This is a genomic window from Solemya velesiana gill symbiont (genome assembly GCF_002020805.1).
Classification (GTDB): Bacteria; Pseudomonadota; Gammaproteobacteria; order Chromatiales; family Chromatiaceae; genus Sedimenticola_A.
This window is the reverse complement of sequence record NZ_MPRJ01000051.1, coordinates 1-17,161: the sequence shown is the minus strand read 5'-3', so window position 1 is coordinate 17,161 and position 17,161 is coordinate 1. Positions and strand designations below refer to the sequence as shown.

General features: G+C 55.6%; 19 protein-coding genes and 1 tRNA gene. 17 read left to right on the top strand and 3 right to left on the bottom strand.

Translation table 11 applies throughout. From position 1 onward, the window contains the following. Window positions 1–205: 205 nt before the first annotated feature. A tRNA-Leu gene (locus BOW53_RS08575) sits at window positions 206–292 on the bottom strand. 158 nt (window positions 293–450) lie between these two features. Here BOW53_RS08575 and queA point away from each other — a divergent pair. From queA to secF, 5 genes are all read left to right on the top strand, one after another. After that, window positions 451–1,479: a tRNA preQ1(34) S-adenosylmethionine ribosyltransferase-isomerase QueA gene (queA, locus tag BOW53_RS08570; RefSeq protein WP_078487590.1), complete on the top strand. Its 1,029-nt coding sequence runs from the start codon at window positions 451–453 to the stop codon at window positions 1,477–1,479. A 193-nt stretch (window positions 1,480–1,672) separates the two neighbouring features. After that, a complete protein-coding gene (gene tgt, locus BOW53_RS08565; RefSeq protein ID WP_078487588.1) occupies window positions 1,673–2,782 on the top strand; it encodes a tRNA guanosine(34) transglycosylase Tgt in 1,110 nt (369 codons plus the stop codon). A 182-nt stretch (window positions 2,783–2,964) separates the two neighbouring features. Next, window positions 2,965–3,297 (top strand): preprotein translocase subunit YajC, encoded by a 333-nt coding sequence (gene yajC, locus BOW53_RS08560; protein ID WP_078487587.1) that lies wholly within the window; start codon window positions 2,965–2,967, stop codon window positions 3,295–3,297. Window positions 3,298–3,397: 100 nt separating this feature from the next. Further along, window positions 3,398–5,260: a protein translocase subunit SecD gene (secD, locus tag BOW53_RS08555; RefSeq protein ID WP_078487589.1), complete on the top strand. Its 1,863-nt coding sequence runs from the start codon at window positions 3,398–3,400 to the stop codon at window positions 5,258–5,260. A gap of 28 nt (window positions 5,261–5,288) precedes the next feature. Continuing rightward, window positions 5,289–6,233 (top strand): protein translocase subunit SecF, encoded by a 945-nt coding sequence (secF, locus tag BOW53_RS08550; RefSeq protein WP_078487586.1) that lies wholly within the window; start codon window positions 5,289–5,291, stop codon window positions 6,231–6,233. A 72-nt stretch (window positions 6,234–6,305) separates the two neighbouring features. On the opposite strand, the gene BOW53_RS08545 is transcribed toward secF, so the two are convergent. Both BOW53_RS08545 and BOW53_RS08540 read right to left on the bottom strand, forming a co-directional pair. Then, entirely contained in the window at window positions 6,306–6,551 is a 246-nt protein-coding gene (locus tag BOW53_RS08545) for a hypothetical protein (protein ID WP_078487584.1), read from the bottom strand. Between the two features lie 134 nt (window positions 6,552–6,685). Further along, window positions 6,686–7,471 (bottom strand): inositol monophosphatase family protein, encoded by a 786-nt coding sequence (locus tag BOW53_RS08540; RefSeq protein WP_078487582.1) that lies wholly within the window; start codon window positions 7,469–7,471, stop codon window positions 6,686–6,688. 87 nt (window positions 7,472–7,558) lie between these two features. On the opposite strand from BOW53_RS08540, the gene trmJ reads away from it, so the two are divergent. The 12 genes from trmJ to BOW53_RS12790 all read left to right on the top strand — a co-directional run bounded on the left by trmJ (window position 7,559) and on the right by BOW53_RS12790 (window position 17,067). After that, the gene (gene trmJ / locus BOW53_RS08535) at window positions 7,559–8,290 is read left to right on the top strand and encodes a tRNA (cytosine(32)/uridine(32)-2'-O)-methyltransferase TrmJ (RefSeq protein WP_078487580.1); all 732 of its coding nucleotides are present in this window, start codon (window positions 7,559–7,561) and stop codon (window positions 8,288–8,290) included. Between the two features lie 107 nt (window positions 8,291–8,397). Then, window positions 8,398–9,210, top strand: coding sequence for a serine O-acetyltransferase (cysE, locus tag BOW53_RS08530; protein WP_078487579.1), 813 nt, complete (start codon window positions 8,398–8,400; stop codon window positions 9,208–9,210). 94 nt (window positions 9,211–9,304) lie between these two features. Next, a complete protein-coding gene (iscR, locus tag BOW53_RS08525) occupies window positions 9,305–9,793 on the top strand; it encodes a Fe-S cluster assembly transcriptional regulator IscR (RefSeq protein WP_078487577.1) in 489 nt (162 codons plus the stop codon). 40 nt (window positions 9,794–9,833) lie between these two features. Beyond that, on the top strand, window positions 9,834–11,048 hold the full coding sequence (locus BOW53_RS08520) for an IscS subfamily cysteine desulfurase (RefSeq protein WP_078487575.1): 1,215 nt from the start codon (window positions 9,834–9,836) through the stop codon (window positions 11,046–11,048). Window positions 11,049–11,104: 56 nt separating this feature from the next. Beyond that, window positions 11,105–11,485: a Fe-S cluster assembly scaffold IscU gene (gene iscU / locus BOW53_RS08515; protein ID WP_078487573.1), complete on the top strand. Its 381-nt coding sequence runs from the start codon at window positions 11,105–11,107 to the stop codon at window positions 11,483–11,485. 42 nt (window positions 11,486–11,527) lie between these two features. After that, window positions 11,528–11,851 (top strand): iron-sulfur cluster assembly protein IscA, encoded by a 324-nt coding sequence (gene iscA / locus BOW53_RS08510; protein WP_078487572.1) that lies wholly within the window; start codon window positions 11,528–11,530, stop codon window positions 11,849–11,851. A 171-nt stretch (window positions 11,852–12,022) separates the two neighbouring features. Further along, a complete protein-coding gene (gene hscB, locus BOW53_RS08505) occupies window positions 12,023–12,568 on the top strand; it encodes a co-chaperone HscB (protein ID WP_078487570.1) in 546 nt (181 codons plus the stop codon). After that, on the top strand, window positions 12,569–14,440 hold the full coding sequence (hscA, locus tag BOW53_RS08500) for a Fe-S protein assembly chaperone HscA (RefSeq protein WP_078487568.1): 1,872 nt from the start codon (window positions 12,569–12,571) through the stop codon (window positions 14,438–14,440). Between the two features lie 15 nt (window positions 14,441–14,455). Continuing rightward, a complete protein-coding gene (gene fdx / locus BOW53_RS08495; RefSeq protein ID WP_078487566.1) occupies window positions 14,456–14,794 on the top strand; it encodes an ISC system 2Fe-2S type ferredoxin in 339 nt (112 codons plus the stop codon). A 43-nt stretch (window positions 14,795–14,837) separates the two neighbouring features. Beyond that, window positions 14,838–15,038, top strand: coding sequence for a Fe-S cluster assembly protein IscX (gene iscX / locus BOW53_RS08490; RefSeq protein WP_078487565.1), 201 nt, complete (start codon window positions 14,838–14,840; stop codon window positions 15,036–15,038). A 257-nt stretch (window positions 15,039–15,295) separates the two neighbouring features. After that, window positions 15,296–16,927 carry a phosphate/phosphite/phosphonate ABC transporter substrate-binding protein gene (gene phnD / locus BOW53_RS08485; RefSeq protein WP_216641095.1) on the top strand — a complete coding sequence of 544 codons (1,632 nt, stop codon included), beginning with the start codon at window positions 15,296–15,298 and terminating at the stop codon, window positions 16,925–16,927. After that, on the top strand, window positions 16,927–17,067 hold the full coding sequence (locus BOW53_RS12790) for a hypothetical protein (protein ID WP_172838835.1): 141 nt from the start codon (window positions 16,927–16,929) through the stop codon (window positions 17,065–17,067). The genes phnD and BOW53_RS12790 overlap by 1 nt, the downstream gene beginning before the upstream one ends. Window positions 17,068–17,161: the final 94 nt, after the last annotated feature.

The window sequence follows — 17,161 nt, the reverse complement described above, 5'->3', positions numbered from 1 at the left end:
TCTCTGTGGTCTTTGGAGTGATACGAAGTGGCTTGGCTGTGCGCATGGCCCATTATACGTCCCACCATAATTACAATATTATCCGCATGGCCCACTAGCCTATATTTCTCCAAATTACTCCTGTTTGTATCCCAGGTGTATCCCAAGGCTTTTTCCAGGGTCTGGGGTGGAAAATAATCCGTTGGGTCTAAAAAGGGAAGGAAGGTGGTACCAGAGGCCGGACTCGAACCGGCACACCATTGCTGGCGGGAGATTTTGAATCTCCTGTGTCTACCAATTTCACCACTCTGGCACTGTGTGCAAGCTTACATATTTTTGCCTAGGATACAAAACAGCTTGCTTATTTTGAATCCCCTGCGTCTACCAATTTCGCCACCCCGGCAGATAGGAGGGCGTAGTATAGCTATTTCGTTGAACAGCGCAAATGCACCCTATGGTAGTATGCGCGCCATGCAAAGATCAGATTTCAATTATCACCTGCCCGAAGAACTCATCGCCCAGTATCCGCCAGCCAAGCGGGGGGACAGCCGTCTGCTGTGCCTGAACGGGGAGGATGGCGAAGTGGCAGACCGGCACTTTTCAGATCTGCCGGATCTGCTTTCACCTGAAGACCTGCTGGTATTCAACGATACCCGGGTGATACCCGCCCGCATGCACGGTCGCAAGGAGAGCGGAGGCAAGGTCGAGGTGTTGATCGAAAGGGTAATCGCATCTCGCCGGGCACTGGCCCATGTACGTGCCAGCAAGTCGCCGAAACCGGGTAGCCGGATTTTGATCGGAGAACAGGTGCTCAATGTGATCAGGCGACAGGGTGACCTGTTTGAGCTTGAAGCCGTCGATGTCGATCTCATGGACCTGATGAACCAGTCAGGTCATATGCCGTTGCCGCTCTATATCTCCCGGGATGATGGCGAACTGGATGAAGAGCGCTACCAGACTGTCTATGCTGAGCGCCCCGGTGCGGTGGCGGCACCTACCGCGGGTCTGCACTTCGACCAGCCTATGCTCAATCGGTTGGCTGAGAAGGGGATTGAAAGCGCCAGGGTGACGCTGCATGTGGGAGCAGGAACCTTCCAGCCGGTTCGGGTGGACAATCTCGATGAGTATGTGATGCACAGCGAGTACCTCGAGGTCAGTGAGGCGGTCTGCGAGAAGGTGCGCGAGACCCGGGCGAGGAGAGGCCGGGTGGTGGCCGTGGGTACCACCTGTGTGCGCAGCCTGGAAGCGGCCTCGGCAGATGGTGAGATCAAGCCGTTCCAGGGGGACACCCGCCTTTTCATCAAGCCGGGTTACCGGTTTCGCAGTGTCGATGCGATGGTGACCAACTTTCATCTTCCCGAATCCACGCTGTTGATGCTGGTCGCCGCATTTGTAGGCTACGAGGTGGTCATGGCGGCCTATCGTCATGCCGTAGAACAGCATTACCGCTTTTTCAGCTATGGCGATGCCATGTTTCTGAAGGGAAAAGGCTGGAAGTGATCCGATGCCAAAAAAATCGGCGCGGTATTGTGGTACCGCGCCATAAAATATCCACCAAAGGAGGATGAAAAAAATAAGTACTGATCAAATAATCAGTACTTGGTCAGTTTCTAATATAACTTTTGGCGAGTCAATAAGATTTGCCGGTAACATTTTTGACATAAGCCATGATTTTTGGACATGAAAGTTTAAGATGAAATTCGAGTGCATCACTAAGGAAGGGTTTGCCCGTCGCGGTCGACTCACGTTTGAGCGAGGCTCCATCGAGACACCGGCGTTTATGCCCGTGGGTACCTACGGCACGGTCAAAGCGATGACGCCCGAGGAGTTGGAAGGGCTGGGAGCCGAGATCATTCTGGGCAACACCTTTCACCTGATGTTGCGCCCCGGTACCGAGATCATCACTAAGCACGGTGACCTGCATGACTTCATGCATTGGCAGCGGCCGATTCTCACCGACTCGGGCGGATTCCAGGTCTTCAGCTTAGGGCAGATGCGCAAAATTACCGAAGAGGGGGTTCATTTCCGCTCACCTGTGGATGGCAGCCGTATCTTCATGGGCCCCGAGGAGTCGATGCAGGTGCAGCGTGAGCTGGGATCGGACATCGTCATGATCTTCGATGAGTGCACCCCTTATCCGGCAACTGAGAAGGAAGCCCGGGACTCCATGGAACTCTCCCTGCGCTGGGCCGAGTGCAGTAAACGCGCCCATGGGGACAACCCCTCTGCACTGTTTGGGATCGTGCAGGGCGGTGTCTACGAGGTATTGCGCGAAAGCTCCCTGAATGGGCTGATAGAGATCGGCTTTGACGGCTATGCCGTGGGCGGGCTTTCCGTAGGTGAGCCTCCGGAGGACCGTTGGCGGGTGCTTGATTTTCTCTCGAGCCGACTGCCCGAGGAGAAGCCTCACTACCTTATGGGTGTGGGGACCCCGGAGGATATTGTTGAGGCTGTGCGCCGGGGTATCGACATGTTCGACTGCGTGATGCCAACCCGCAATGCCAGAAACGGTCACCTTTTTACCCATGAAGGGGTGGTGCGGATACGCAATGCAGTACATGCCGATGACACCGGTCCTCTTGATCCCCACTGTGACTGTTATACCTGCAGAAACTACAGCCGCAGTTACCTGCGTCACCTGTTCAGGTGTAACGAGATTCTCGGCTCGCGTCTGAATACGATACACAATGTCTATTATTATCAGACGCTTATGCGGAACATCCGGGAGTCTATTGAGGCAGGCCGGTTTGACGAGTTTGTGAAAACGTTCTACGAAATGCGCGGCGGGAAAGCCCAGGGTTAGGTGCATTTGGGAACTGCCTGGCATTTTTTGCCCGATGGCCTTGAATTTCTTTCCTGGCCGCCTCATCAATATAGACAAGTCAATTCACATCAACTGTGGCATAATTCTGCGCTTGATAATGAACGGGCGCCGGCTTGTGCCCGGATATGCTAACTACGACTTTTTAACCAGGTGAAAATAGTATGAGTTTCTTTGTATCTGATGCCATGGCCCAGGCTGCCGGTGGCGCACCCCAGGGCGGTGGTATGGAGGCTTTCATTCTTCCTGTCGGTCTGATTATCATGCTCTACTTCTTGATGATTCGTCCTCAGATGAAGCGCCAGAAAGAGCACACCAAAATGGTGGAAGCCCTCTCCAAGGGTGACGAGGTTCAGACCGATGGCGGTATCATGGGCAAGATCACCGATATCAATGAAGATACCGTAAAGCTGGAAGTGGCTGAAGGTGTTGAAGTGAAGATTCGCCGACAGTCAGTAAACACCGTTATGCCTAAAGGATCTCTCAAGGAACTCTAAAATGGTTCAGCAGGTCCGTGTGTTTCCCCCCGGACCTGCTCGTACTGCCTGCGACGAGCCCTGTGATCCAGTTGTTTCCTCACCAATAAAAAAAACAACCATGAACCGATATCCCATTTGGAAAAACATCCTGGTCATCGTTGTCGTGTTGATCGGCCTGATCTATGCACTGCCCAACGTCTTCGACCAGGATCCGGCAATGGAAATCTCCGGTACCCGTCGTGCCGAGGTCAATACCGATACTGAATCCCGTGTCAGAGACGTCCTCAATGCGGCCAAGTTGGCGCTCAAGTCGTCGGAACTTGCTCCCAACAAGCTGATCCTGCGTTTTGCCGACTCTGAGACCCAGTTGCGTGCCAAAGAGGTACTGGAAACAGAGCTTGGTAGTGACTACATACATGCGTTGACACTTTCAACCGATGTGCCCGGCTGGCTTCGCACTATGGGCGCCCTGCCCATGTATCTTGGTCTAGATTTGCGCGGGGGTATCCACGTGCTGATCGATGTGGATATGGATGCGGCGGTCAAGCAGTCCATGGAGCGCTACACGGGAGACGTTCGCTCGCTGTTGCGCAAGGAGAAACTGCGCTATACCAAGGTGAGCCAGAATGGCGATACGGTCAGTGTGAAATACAAGACCGCCGAACTGCGCGACAAGGCCAACGAGGCTATCGGCAATGAATTCCGCAGCCTTATTCTCAATAACGCGGATGATGCAGACGGCTTCTTCGTCAACGCCAGCATGGGTGAGCCGGAGAAGAAAGCCGTACGCAAGTTCGCCCTGGAGCAGAACATCACTACCCTGCGTAACCGCGTAAATGCCCTGGGTGTGGCCGAGCCTATTATCCAGCAGCAGGGTGAACGGCGGATCGTGGTGCAGCTGCCCGGTGCCCAGGATCCCTCCAAGCTCAAGGAACTTCTCGGCGCAACGGCTACCCTGGAGTATCGTCTCGAAGATACCGAGCACAGCGTGGAGGATGCCCTGGCTGGCAAGGTACCTGTCGGTTCCAAGCTCTACAAGACACGTGAAGGCCAGCCGATCCTGCTCAAGAAGCGGGTGATCGTGACCGGTAATCAGATCACTGATGCTTCTTCAGGTTTCGATCAGCGCTCAGGCCAGCCGGCAGTGCATGTCAGCCTGGACGGGCAGGGTGCAAGGCGCATGCGTAACGTTACCACCGACAACGTGGACAAGCCCATGGCGGTAGTGTTTATCGAGACGCGCACTGAGACCAAGATGGTCGACGGCAAACGGGTTACCCGAAAGATTCCGGTTGAAGAGGTGATCAGCGTCGCCAACATCCTGGAGCCCTTTGGCAGACGCTTCCAGACTACCGGCCTGGACAGTCCGGAAGAAGCCCACAACCTGGCGTTGCTGTTGCGGGCAGGCGCCCTGGCTGCACCCATCGACATCGTCGAGGAGCGCACCATCGGCCCCAGCCTGGGGCAGGACAACATCGACCAGGGTTTCCGCTCTGTCGTGATCGGCATGGTGCTGGTCATGGTCTTCATGGTGGTCTACTACCGGGTGTTCGGGCTGGTGGCCAACATGGCCCTGTTGTTCAACCTGGTGATGATCGTGGCGGTGCTTTCGATGTTGCAGGCCACCCTGACCCTGCCAGGTATCGCCGGTATCGTGCTTACCGTGGGTATGGCAGTTGATGCCAACGTGCTGATCTTCGAGCGTATCCGCGAGGAGGTCCGCAACGGCAGTACGCCCCAGGCAAGTATTTTTGCCGGTTATGAGAAGGCCCTCTCCACCATCGTGGATGCCAACATCACCACCCTGATTGCGGCGGTAGTGCTGTTCAGCTTCGGTACCGGTCCGATCAAGGGCTTCGCCGTGACCCTGTTCATCGGCATTCTGACCTCCATGTTCACCGCCATCCTGGGCACCCGCGCCGTGATCAACCTGATCTACGGTCGCAGACGTGTCGAGAAGCTGGCCATTGGGGCCGGGTAAACCAGATAACAACGGAATAAGCGCTGCTATGCAGATCTTCAAAACCAATACAAAAATAGACTTCATGGGCAAGCGGAAGCTGGCCATGATCCTGTCCATTTCAGTTATTCTCATCGCCATCGGCTCGGTGTTTGTTCGTGGCCTTAGCCTGGGTATCGACTTTACCGGGGGTACGCTGGTCGAGGTGGGTTACGGCGAACCGGTGGAACTTGCCAAGGTACGAGAGGCCCTGGCCGCGGGAAATTTTCCCGATGCCACGGTACAGCACTTCGGAACATCAAAGGATGTACTGGTCAGGCTGGCACCCCAGGAAGAGCTGAGCAGTGCGCAACTGAGCAACCAGGCCTTTACGGCGCTCAGCCAGGCGGCAGGAGAGGGTGAGATCGACCTGCGCAGGGTGGAGTTCGTGGGGCCCCAGGTCGGAGAGGAGTTGACCGAAGATGGCGGTCTGGCAATGCTCTATGCACTGATCGGTATCCTGATCTATGTCGCCCTGCGTTTCGAATATCGCTTTGCCCTGGGTTCCATCATCGCCCTGGTGCACGATGTTCTACTGACCATCGGGATCTTTTCCTTGTTCCAGATCGAATTTGATCTCACCGTTTTGGCGGCCATTCTGGCGGTGATTGGTTACTCCCTGAACGATACCATCGTGGTGTATGACCGCATTCGTGAGAACTTCCGCAAGATGCGTAAGGGAACCTCGGAAGAGGTGATCAACGCCTCACTCAACCAGACCCTCAGCCGTACCCTGGTCACCTCCTTGACCACCCTGTTGGTGCTGATGGCTCTGTTTGTTTTCGGTGGCGAGATCATCCACGGGTTTGCACTGGCGCTGATCATCGGTGTACTGGTCGGTACCTATTCATCTATCTATGTCGCCAGTACCGCTGTACTGATGCTCGGCATCAGCAAAGCAGACCTGATGCCGCCTAAGAAGGAGGGCGCCGAGGTAGAAGAGGTCCAGCCGTAACCGGTTGTCGGATATACAAATGAGAAAGCCGGCTTAATGCTGGCTTTTTTGTTTCGGTGGGCTGGTAATTCGTTAACTGCTGGCGCGTTTCAGTGAGGTGAAATCGATGATCTCTGCATCTTCGGCAGTTGTGGGCTTGTCTTCAGCCGGGTTACCCGGTTCCTGCTTGGATTTAATACCGATGATTGCGAAATCGCAAATACGGTCGGAGAAGGCAGATTCCAGGGAGACTTCCACGAGACCATCCATGACGTCGCGCATGATCATCTCCAGTGCGCGGTCACTCACCTGGGTCGTGCAGTCTTTGTCGTAAGCCATAGAAATCCCTTGCGTGGCGCACTTTTCAACGCTTTTTTGGCGCCTGCACAGGATTTAGCGGTCGGTTGTCTGAAATCTTGAGGGAGAGCGTGAGATTTCTTTCTATCTGCCGCCGGCAGAGAGGTTGAGGCAGATCAGGCGCTCAGGTGAGGTCTGATGGTTTTGACCATCTCGGTGTGCAGTTTGAGGCCGCCCGCGATGACGTTTCCGGTTTCCAGAAAACGGCCGCCACCGCTGATGTCGGAGACCGTGCCGCCAGCCTCTTTTACCAGGAGAGCGCCAGCTGCGAAGTCCCATTCGGAGAGGCCCAACTCCCAGAAGCCGTCGAAACGGCCTGCTGCCACGTAGGCGAAGTCCAGCGCGGCAGAGCCCGGCTTGCGGATGCCGGCGGTGTCCCTGACCAGGTCCTTGAACATGCCCAGGTAGGCGTCCAGGTGGGTCTGGTCACGGAAGGGGAAGCCGGTGCCAAGCAGTGCGCCGTTCAGGCCCTTGCGGTCGGTGACGCGGATTCTGCGGTCGTTCAGCAGTGCGCCGGAGCCCTTGCTGGCAGTGAACATCTCATCCTTTATCGGGTCGTAAACCACCGCCTGGTCCAGTACCCCTTTGTATTTCAGGGCTATGGAGACAGCAAACTGGGGTACGCCGTGGAGGTAATTGGTGGTGCCGTCCAGGGGATCGATCACCCACTGGAAATCGTTGCCGCTGTGCTGGCCACTCTCCTCAGCCAGGATAGCATGGTCCGGATAGGCTTTGCGCAGGGTCTCGATGATTGCCTGTTCCGCCGCCTTGTCTACCTCAGTGACAAAGTCATTCACGCCCTTCGCCGTGATGGTGAGGGAGTCAACGTGGTCGAAATAACGGGTCAATACACTGCCAGCGCTACGGGCGGCACGTACTGCAATATTGATCATCGGATGCATGGGCGGCAAAGATACATGAAGCCGCCAGCGGGATAAAGGGAAATTTGCAGATGACGGAGTGTCTGCAGATGCTGTACCCTTCGCGCCATGCTCAACAATGTCAGAATCGTACTCATAGAGACCTCTCACCCGGGAAATATAGGTGCCGTGGCCCGTGCCATGAAAAACATGTGCCTGGAGCATCTCTACCTTGTACAGCCGAAACACTACCCCTCTGCTGAAGCCACCGCTCGGGCCTCCGGGGCGGACGATTTGTTGGCCAGGGCACATGTATGCGAAGACCTGGACGAGGCACTCAAGGGGTGTCACCTGGTGGTTGGCGCCAGTGCCAGGCTGCGCTCGGTGGAGTGGCCACAGCTGAATCCGAGGGAGTGTGCCGAACGGGCTTTTCAGGAGGCCGGGCAGGGTGAGGTGGCGCTCATCTTTGGGCGGGAGAGCTCCGGCCTGAGGAACAGCGAACTGGACCGATGTCAGTTTCTGGTTCATATCCCCGCCAACGAGGAGTATGCCTCTCTCAACCTCGCCCAGGCGGTTCAGGTGTTGAGCTATGAAATGCACATGGCCTCCCTGCAAGGGAAACGTGATACAGATATGGAAGTCCAGGATGTGGCAACCGCTGAGACCATGGAAAGCTTTTACGGACATCTCGAGCAGGCGCTCTCGGATATCGGCTTCTCGGATCCGCGCCAATCAAACAAGTTGCAGCGTCGGCTGCGCAGGCTCTTTTTCCGGGCTCGTCCGGATACCGAGGAACTCAACATTCTGCGTGGCATTCTCAGCGCCGCCCAAGGACGGAAGTCCATGCGTCGGTCGGATTGAGCAATCGATAAATAAACACAAATTACGGTGTAACACCCTGCAATAATCCAGTAGAATAGTTGGTCTTTCTGCCGCTGTTTCGTGGCGACATTTGATTGGGTGGTTTCATGTTCTCCCGTTTGAGAGAAGACATCAGCTGCGTGTTTGACCGGGATCCGGCGGCACGTAACGCTTTTGAGGTATTGACGGCCTATCCCGGCCTTCATGCCGTCCTGGTGCATCGCCTCTCTCATCGCCTGTGGACCATTGGACTGCGCTGGCTGGCACGGATGCTTTCACACATCATGCGCTGGCTGACGGGGATCGAGATTCACCCCGGTGCACAGATCGGCAGGCGTTTTTTCATCGATCACGGCATGGGTGTGGTGATCGGAGAGACAGCAGTGATCGGTGATGACTGTACGCTCTACCACGGTGTGACCCTGGGCGGCACCAGTTGGAAGAAGGGCAAACGCCATCCCAACCTGGGTCGGGACGTGGTTGTGGGTGCCGGCGCCAAGGTGCTGGGCCCAATTGAAATCGCAGACGGCGCCCGTATCGGCTCCAACGCGGTGGTGGTCAAATCGGTACCTGCCGATACCACGGTGGTCGGCGTGCCGGGCCGGCTGATTACCGCCGGTGGGGCCCAGGATCATGCTCACCGCACAAAAATCGCGGACAAGATGGGATTCGATGCCTACGGTGCTACTAGCGATGCCCCGGACCCTGTCGCTCATGCCATTAATTGCATGCTCGATCACATCCACATCATGGACCAGCGAATGCAGACCATGTGCCAGATTCTTAAAAAAGTGAGTGAGGAGCAGCCCGATCTGGATATTCCCGAAATGGAATCCTGCGAGATCGCTTCAACTGCAGAAGAACTCCTTAAAATTCTGCCGGATACTGAAGATAGCGCTGAAAGTGGCAAGACGGCCTGAGGGTGCCATCAATACTTGACTAATTTGGTGGGTATTGTATATTGGCCACTACAAATATATTACGGCTTGTTAGCAGGCCGCAGGAGAACCGGTTGTGAGGTTGACGACTAAAGGCCGATACGCGGTAACAGCAATGCTGGATCTGGCCTTTCATTTCGGAGAAGGGCCGATAACGCTGGCGGATATCGCCCAGCGCCAGGACATCTCTCTCTCCTACCTGGAGCAACTCTTCTCCCGTTTGCGCAAGCGGGAACTGGTGAGCAGTGTTAGGGGGCCTGGCGGTGGCTATGTTCTTGGACGCAGTGCAGACAATATCTTCATTGCCGAGGTGATCTCGGCAGTTGATGAGAAGGTTGATACCACCCGCTGCGGTGGTGACAGCAACTGCCAGAAAAACGAGCGCTGTCTGACCCACGACCTGTGGCACGACCTGAGCGATCGCATATATGACTATTTGAGTGATATCAGCCTGCACGATTTGATGGCCAGGCGCGGTGTGCAGAAGGTTGCCCAGCGCCAGGATAATCAGCATCAGATGCTCGCGACACAACAATCTTCAGTAAACCCGGGCCCTGGTGCCTGATTTGGACAGCAAGCGACAGTCGCTTTCGGAGTAATCACAGATGAAGTTACCGATTTACATGGACTATTCTGCAACCACCCCGGTCGATTCCCGGGTGGCAGAGAAGATGTGCCAGTACCTGACTCCGGAAGGTTTCTTCGGTAATCCCGCTTCTCGCTCTCACCAGTTCGGCTGGGATGCAGACGAAGCGGTGGAGCAGGCGCGTCGCGATGTGGCTGCCCTGATCAATGCCAATCCAAAGGAGATTGTCTGGACCTCCGGCGCAACCGAGTCCGACAACCTGGCGATCATGGGTGTTGCACACTTCTATCATAAGAAGGGCAAGCACATCATAACCGGCAAGACCGAGCACAAGGCGGTGCTCGACACCTGTCGCCAGCTCGAGCGTGAGGGCTTCGAGGTGACCTACCTCGATCCCGAGCCCAGTGGTCTGATTGATCTGCAGAAACTTGAAGCGGCAATACGCGATGACACCATCCTGGTCTCCATCATGCACGTGAACAACGAGATCGGCGTGATACAAGACGTTGAAGCCATTGGCGAGATGACCCGCGCCCGCAAGATCCTTTTTCACGTGGATGCAGCTCAAAGTGCGGGCAAGGTTCCCCTGGACATGGAGTCCATGAAGATCGATCTGATGTCGATGTCCGCTCACAAGATCTATGGCCCAAAGGGCATTGGCGCCCTCTACGTGTGCCGCAAGCCCCGTGTACGCCTGGAAGCCCAGATGTACGGTGGTGGTCACGAACGCGGTATGCGCTCCGGTACCCTGGCTACCCACCAGATCGTCGGCATGGGCGAGGCATTCCGTATTGCCAGGGAAGAGATGGCTGAAGAGAATGCCCGCATCCAGACCCTGCGCAACCGCCTCTGGGACGGCATGAAGGATATGGAAGAGGTCTACCTCAATGGCGATCTCGATCAGCGTGTGGCCGGCAACCTGAATGTCAGCTTCGCTTACGTCGAGGGCGAGTCCCTGATTATGGCGTTGAAAGACATTGCGGTCTCTTCAGGTTCGGCCTGCACCTCCGCCAGTCTTGAGCCCAGCTATGTGCTGCGTGCCCTGGGGCGTGAAGATGAACTGGCGCACAGCTCCATCCGTTTTACCATTGGCCGATTCTCCTCCGAGGAGGAGATCGACTACGTGATCGACCTGGTCAGGGACCAGGTGACCCGCCTGCGTGAGCTATCCCCGCTCTGGGATATGTTCAAAGAGGGTATCGATCTGAAGACGGTGCAGTGGGCTGCTCATTGATTTTGAATATTGACCAGTGACCACTGTCGGTCTACTGGATCCGGGAGAGTAAGATAATGGCATATAGCGACAAGGTTCTGGACCATTATGAAAATCCACGCAACGTTGGCTCCTTGGACACTGAGGACACCAGTGTTGGTACCGGCATGGTGGGCGCCCCCGCCTGTGGCGACGTGATGCGTCTGCAGATTCAGGTGAGCGATGATGGTGTGATCGAAGATGCCAAGTTCAAAACCTATGGTTGCGGCTCGGCTATTGCCTCCAGTAGCCTGCTGACCGAGTGGGTAAAGGGTAAAACCCTGGAAGAGGCCCAGCAGATCAAGAACTCGGAAATTGCCGAGGAGTTGGCTCTGCCCCCGGTGAAGGTTCACTGTTCCGTACTGGCGGAAGATGCCATCAAGGCTGCAGTGCAGGATTACACTGACAAGCAGAAGTAATGCAGCGTTTGCCTGGCAAGCGTTGGCAAAGAGGTACAACCGATGTCGATTACACTGACCGAATCAGCGGCCAACAGGGTGCTGAGTTTCATCGAAGGCCGGGGCACGGGGCTGGGTATCCGTTTGGCGGTGCGTACATCCGGTTGTTCCGGCATGGCCTATGTGCTTGAGTTTGCCGATGAGCAGGCCGAGGACGACGTGATATTTGAAGATCGCGGCGTTACCGTGCTGGTAGACAAGAAAAGCCTGGTCTATCTCGACGGAACCGAACTCGATTACGCCAAAGAGGGCCTGAACGAGGGCTTCAAGTTCAATAACCCCAACGTCAAGGACAGCTGCGGATGCGGTGAAAGTTTCACCGTTTAAGTCTATACTCCCCGCTCCCGGGTCGGTGTCTCGAGCCTGTCTGAAAACGGTTGCCTTCCCGTAACGTTTCCAAACAGCTTCTTATCCGGCCTCTTTTTTATGTACAGGATCTACGGTATGCCGCGGGTGCATGGATGCACAGAAGCGGCGCAGTAAATCAGACAATTCAGCATGCTCGATTTCTCAAAGAATTATTTTGAACTTTTTGGTTTGTCAGCCGGTTATATCATTGATGTCGAGCAGCTGGCGGGGCGTTATCGTGAGTTGCAGCGGGTCGTCCACCCTGATCGCTACGCCAACGCCTCCGAGCAGGAGCGACGCATCTCCATGCAGGGTGCCACCCGCATCAACGAAGCGTTCGATACCCTGAAGGATCCAATTCTGCGAGCTCGTTATCTGTTGTCACTCAACGGCATCGATGTGGCGGCCCAGAAAGAGACCACCCAGGATACGGCATTCCTGATGGAGCAACTGGAACTCAGGGAACAGCTGGAAGAGGCAAGGAGCGCTGAAGATCCCTACGAGGTGATTGCCGATTTGATGAACGGCATCAACAGAAAGATCAACACCCTGATCGGCCAGATGGCGGTGCAGTTCGAAGAATCCACGCCTGAGCAGCTGGAGCAAGCGCGGGAGATTCTGCGCAAGATGCAGTTTCTGCAGAAATTGAGATATGACGCCGAGTCTCTTGAGACCGAGCTCGACGAGGTATATTGAATGGCACTGTTACAGCTATCCGAGCCCGGCCAGTCTGCCGCACCACGCCAGCATCGTCTGGCGGCAGGTATCGACCTGGGTACCACCAACTCCCTGGTGGCCAGCGTGAGAAGTGGCCAGCCCGAGACCCTGCCTGACGAACAGGGGAGACATATTCTGCCCTCGGTTGTCCGTTATACAGCAGACGGCGTGATCGTCGGACATGAGGCGAAGGCCGAGGCGACCAGCGATCCACTTAACACCATCGCTTCAGTGAAGCGCCTGCTGGGTCGCGGTGTCGACGATATCAAATCCCTGGGTGCACGGTTGCCCTATGAATTCCGCCAGGAAGATACGGCCGTTCCCCGCATTCACACTGTGGGTGGTGACGTTAGCCCGGTGGAGGTTTCGGCCGAGATTCTGAAGAAGCTCGTGCGACGTGCAGAAGATACCCTGGGGGTTGATCTGCAGGGCGTGGTGATCACCGTGCCCGCCTATTTCGATGATGCGCAGCGCCAGGCAACCAAGGATGCGGCAAAGGTTGCGGGTCTGAATGTACTGCGCCTTTTGAACGAACCCACCGCAGCGGCAGTGGCTTACGGTCTCGACAGTGGTTCTGATGGCGTCCATGCCATCTATGACCTGGGCGGTGGTACATTTGATATTTCCATCCTGCGGCTCAACCGCGGGGTGTTCGAGGTGCTCTCCACCGGTGGCGACTCCGCCCTTGGCGGCGATGACCTCGACCGCCTAGTAGCCGAGTGGATCATGAGTGAGGCGGGTATCAGTGACGATGCGGACCACGCCATGCTGCGTCGCCTGATGCGCGATGCCTGTGCAGCCAAGGAGGCGCTGACAGAGAGCGACAGCGCCCAGCTCAGAGTGGATCTCGATGACGGAAGCCACTGGGAAGGCGAGTTGACCCGTGACCAATTCAACAGCCTGGTTGATCCCCTGATCAAGAAGACACTGGCTCCCTGCCGGCGTGCCCTGCGGGATGCTGGACTCACGGCAGCGGATGTTGAAGATGTTGTGATGGTCGGTGGTTCCACCCGTGTTCCCCGTGTGCGGGAGCTGGTAGGCGACTTTTTCTCAACCGAACCAATGGTCAGCATCGATCCCGATTGTGTTGTGGCGATCGGTGCCGCGATCCAGGCAGACATCCTGGCGGGTAATAAACCCGAAGAGGAGATGCTGCTGCTCGACGTCAATCCGCTCTCCCTGGGTATCGAAACCATGGGTGGACTGGTCGAGAAGATCATTCCCTGCAACACCACCATTCCCGTAGCGCGAGCCCAGGAGTTCACGACCTTCAAGGACGGTCAGACTGCCATGGCGGTGCACGTGCTACAGGGTGAGCGAGAGCTTGTTTCCGACAGCCGCTCACTGGCGCGATTCGAGCTCAGGGGTATCCCTCCGATGGTGGCCGGGGCGGCACGCATTCGAGTCACCTTTTCGGTGGATGCGGATGGTTTGCTGAGTGTGGAGGCCCAGGAGCAGAGCAGCGGCGTCAAAGCCAGTATCGAGGTAAAGCCCTCATACGGTCTCACCGATTCGGAGATCGAGACCATGCTGCGCGACTCCATCGAACATGCCGAAGACGATATGGAAGCGCGCCGTCTGAGAGAGCAGCAGGTGGAGGCTGACCGGGTGATCGAGGCCCTGCGGGCTGCCCTCGATGAAGATGGCAAAGTGTTGCTCAATGAGCAGGAGCTGGAGTCCGTCGAGGCTGCCCTGGAAAAGCTGGTGGCGATCTCACGCAGTGACAGCCACAGCGAGATCAAGCAGGGAATAGAGGCCCTGGAAAAGGCCTGTGAGTTCTATGTTGAACGCCGTATGAATGCCAGTGTCAAAAGTGCTATGTCCGGTCATAGTGTGGACGAGTTTGAGTAAGGTGGAAGCTGTATCATGACCCAGATAATATTCCTGCCACACGAAGAGATCTGCCCTGAAGGTATGGTGATCGAGGTCGAGCCCGGCATCACCATCTGCGATGCGGCCCTCCAGAATGGCATCGAGATCGAGCACGCCTGTGAGAAGTCCTGTGCCTGTACAACCTGCCACGTGATCGTTCGCGAGGGCTTTGATTCCATGGAAGAGGCGGAGGAGGACGAAGAGGATATGCTGGACAAGGCCTGGGGGCTGGAGCCGGAATCCCGCCTGAGCTGCCAGGCGGTGGTTGGTGATGAAGACCTTGTTGTCGAGATTCCCAAGTACACCATCAACATGGTGTCAGAACATCACTGATTGGCTATTATTATTTCCAAATAGTCCCTGATAGGAGCGCACCATGAGTCTGAAATGGACCGATTCACTGGATATCGCCATTGAGCTGGACGAGATCTATCCGGATGTTGACCCCCGCACTGTCAACCTCGTGGATCTGCGTGACTGGGTCCTGGATCTGCCGGAATTTGATGATGACCCGGAGCACTCCGGGGAGAAAATTCTCGAAGCAATCCAGATGGCCTGGTTTGAGGAGCGCGATTAGCCTCCCTTTATTTTCCGATGCTACAAGAGGCTGGCCAATGGGCCCGAGTATCAGTGGTATAACCTGCCAGGTGGGAGTCATTTGCGGCACCACACTCCCAGATAAGTCAAATCGTTCCTTTGCAGTCAACACGCAGAGGTTGTGTTGAAATTTGTCATGTGATTTCCTTTGACCTGCACTTGATGGGGTCGTGTGGTATGAATCATGTAAATCGTAGAGTCAGGATCGGGTTTCGGCAGTGGGGAAGAAAGCCCAGCTTGTCGATCTCTACCGGCCTTTTTCTGCCGCTTTTGCTGCTTTTCTCTCCATTCTCTGCGCTATGGGCAGGAGAGAAGGGATCAGCAGAGACAAGACAATCCCTTATCTTCGGTGTCTACACGCACATCCGGTCCACCGAGATGTACAGGAAGATGTCGCCGTTTCTGGACTATCTCAGGAATGACCTGGTAGCCAGGGACATAAACGTGGATCTTCAAATGAAGATCTATCCTTCTTACGAAAGTGCAATTGATGCGCTGTCCGCGGGGCAGATAGACTTCGCCCGATTCGGTCCTGTCAGCTATGTTCTGGCCAAGAAAAAGAATCCCCAGCTTCAACTGCTTGTCATGGAGAGCAATGGCGGCAGTAAGCGCATTAATGGTGTGATTTCAGTACCGGAAAACTCTTCCATCAAGTCACTGGAGGATCTAAGGGGGAAAGTGGTCGCATTTGGGGCCAGGCGTTCGACCACCGGTCGCTACCTGTCCCAGGCTGCGCTTGTGAAAGCCGGTATTCTTGTGAATGACCTTGGAGGTCACAATTATCTTGGGCGCCACGATAAGGTGGCCTTCGCTGTTGCATCCGGCCAGTACCAGGCTGGTGCCACCAATGAAAATACATTCAACAAGTACGCGTCCTCCAAAGGTTTGAGAAAGATTGCGGAGTTTCCCTGTGTAACCAAGCCATGGATTGCCCGCCAGGGACTCAGTACCGAACTTTTCGAAGCGCTTCGCGAGAGCCTGTTCGATTTGAAGGATAAGTCGGTATTGAAAACCATCAAGCGGGACGGTTTTTTACCTGCTGATGACAGCGACTATGATCTGATCAGGGAAGGCATGCAGCTTGCGCGCAAGTTTGATGAAAATGATCTCAGCTTCGCCGTTTACGCCTCGCACCAACCCAGTGAGGTCTATGCAAGTGTGAAGCCGCTGCTTGATGCCGTGGAGCATGAGCTCTTCAATCAGGGCGTTCATGTGCGGATTGGAATTAAGGTCTTTCCAACATATGAGGACGCCATCTATTCGGTTAGTCATGCCAAGGTCGACCTCGCCCGCCTCGGTGCTGCAAGTTATGTTCATGCCAAGGAGCGGTATCCGGGGCTTAAGCTGCTGGCTCGAGAGTCCTACATCCGGGAGAATACGGGGCTGTTCGTGGTGCCCGCTGAGTCGAAGATCACCTCTCTTCAGGACCTGAAGGGAAAGCGTATTGCATTCGCTGATGAATATTCCACGGAAGGGCGCTACCTGGCACAGGCGCAGTTGGTTGAAGAGGGCATTGTCAGTGGAGACCTAGTTGAGATGAACTACCTCGGGCGCCACGATCGTGTCGCCTACTCTGTGGCCAGGCAGAACTATGACGCCGGGGTACTCTGTTCGCCGGTTATGGACAAGCTGATGGATCATGAGAAGCTGCGGGTCATCAAGCGATTCAAAGCCTATGGCAAGGCGTGGGTTGTTCGTGGTGGCCTGGATCCGTTTCTGGAGCAGCAGCTGACTGCTGCAATGCTCAAAATCAAGGATCGGCAGGTATTCGAGCCACTCGGTTTGAAGACTCTTGTCGAGAGCAGGGATAGTTATTTTGATCCGGTAAGAGAAGGCATCAAAAAAGCAGAGGCTTTCGGTAGTAATTGATGAGTCTTTCGTTCCGCATTATCACCATCATCCTGATCGTCATTTCGGTGATTCTGGCCGGGTTCGGCTGGTTTACCGTGCACGATGAACGGGAGACTCTGCGTGGCTTGCTCGACAAGCAGGGCAGGGATATCAGCTAGTGGGCCATGCGATTAATTCGGCAACGCATTCTTTGCCCTATTCACCGAGGCAATAATTTTCTCAGCACTCTTGGTCCACTGGAATGGCTTGGCA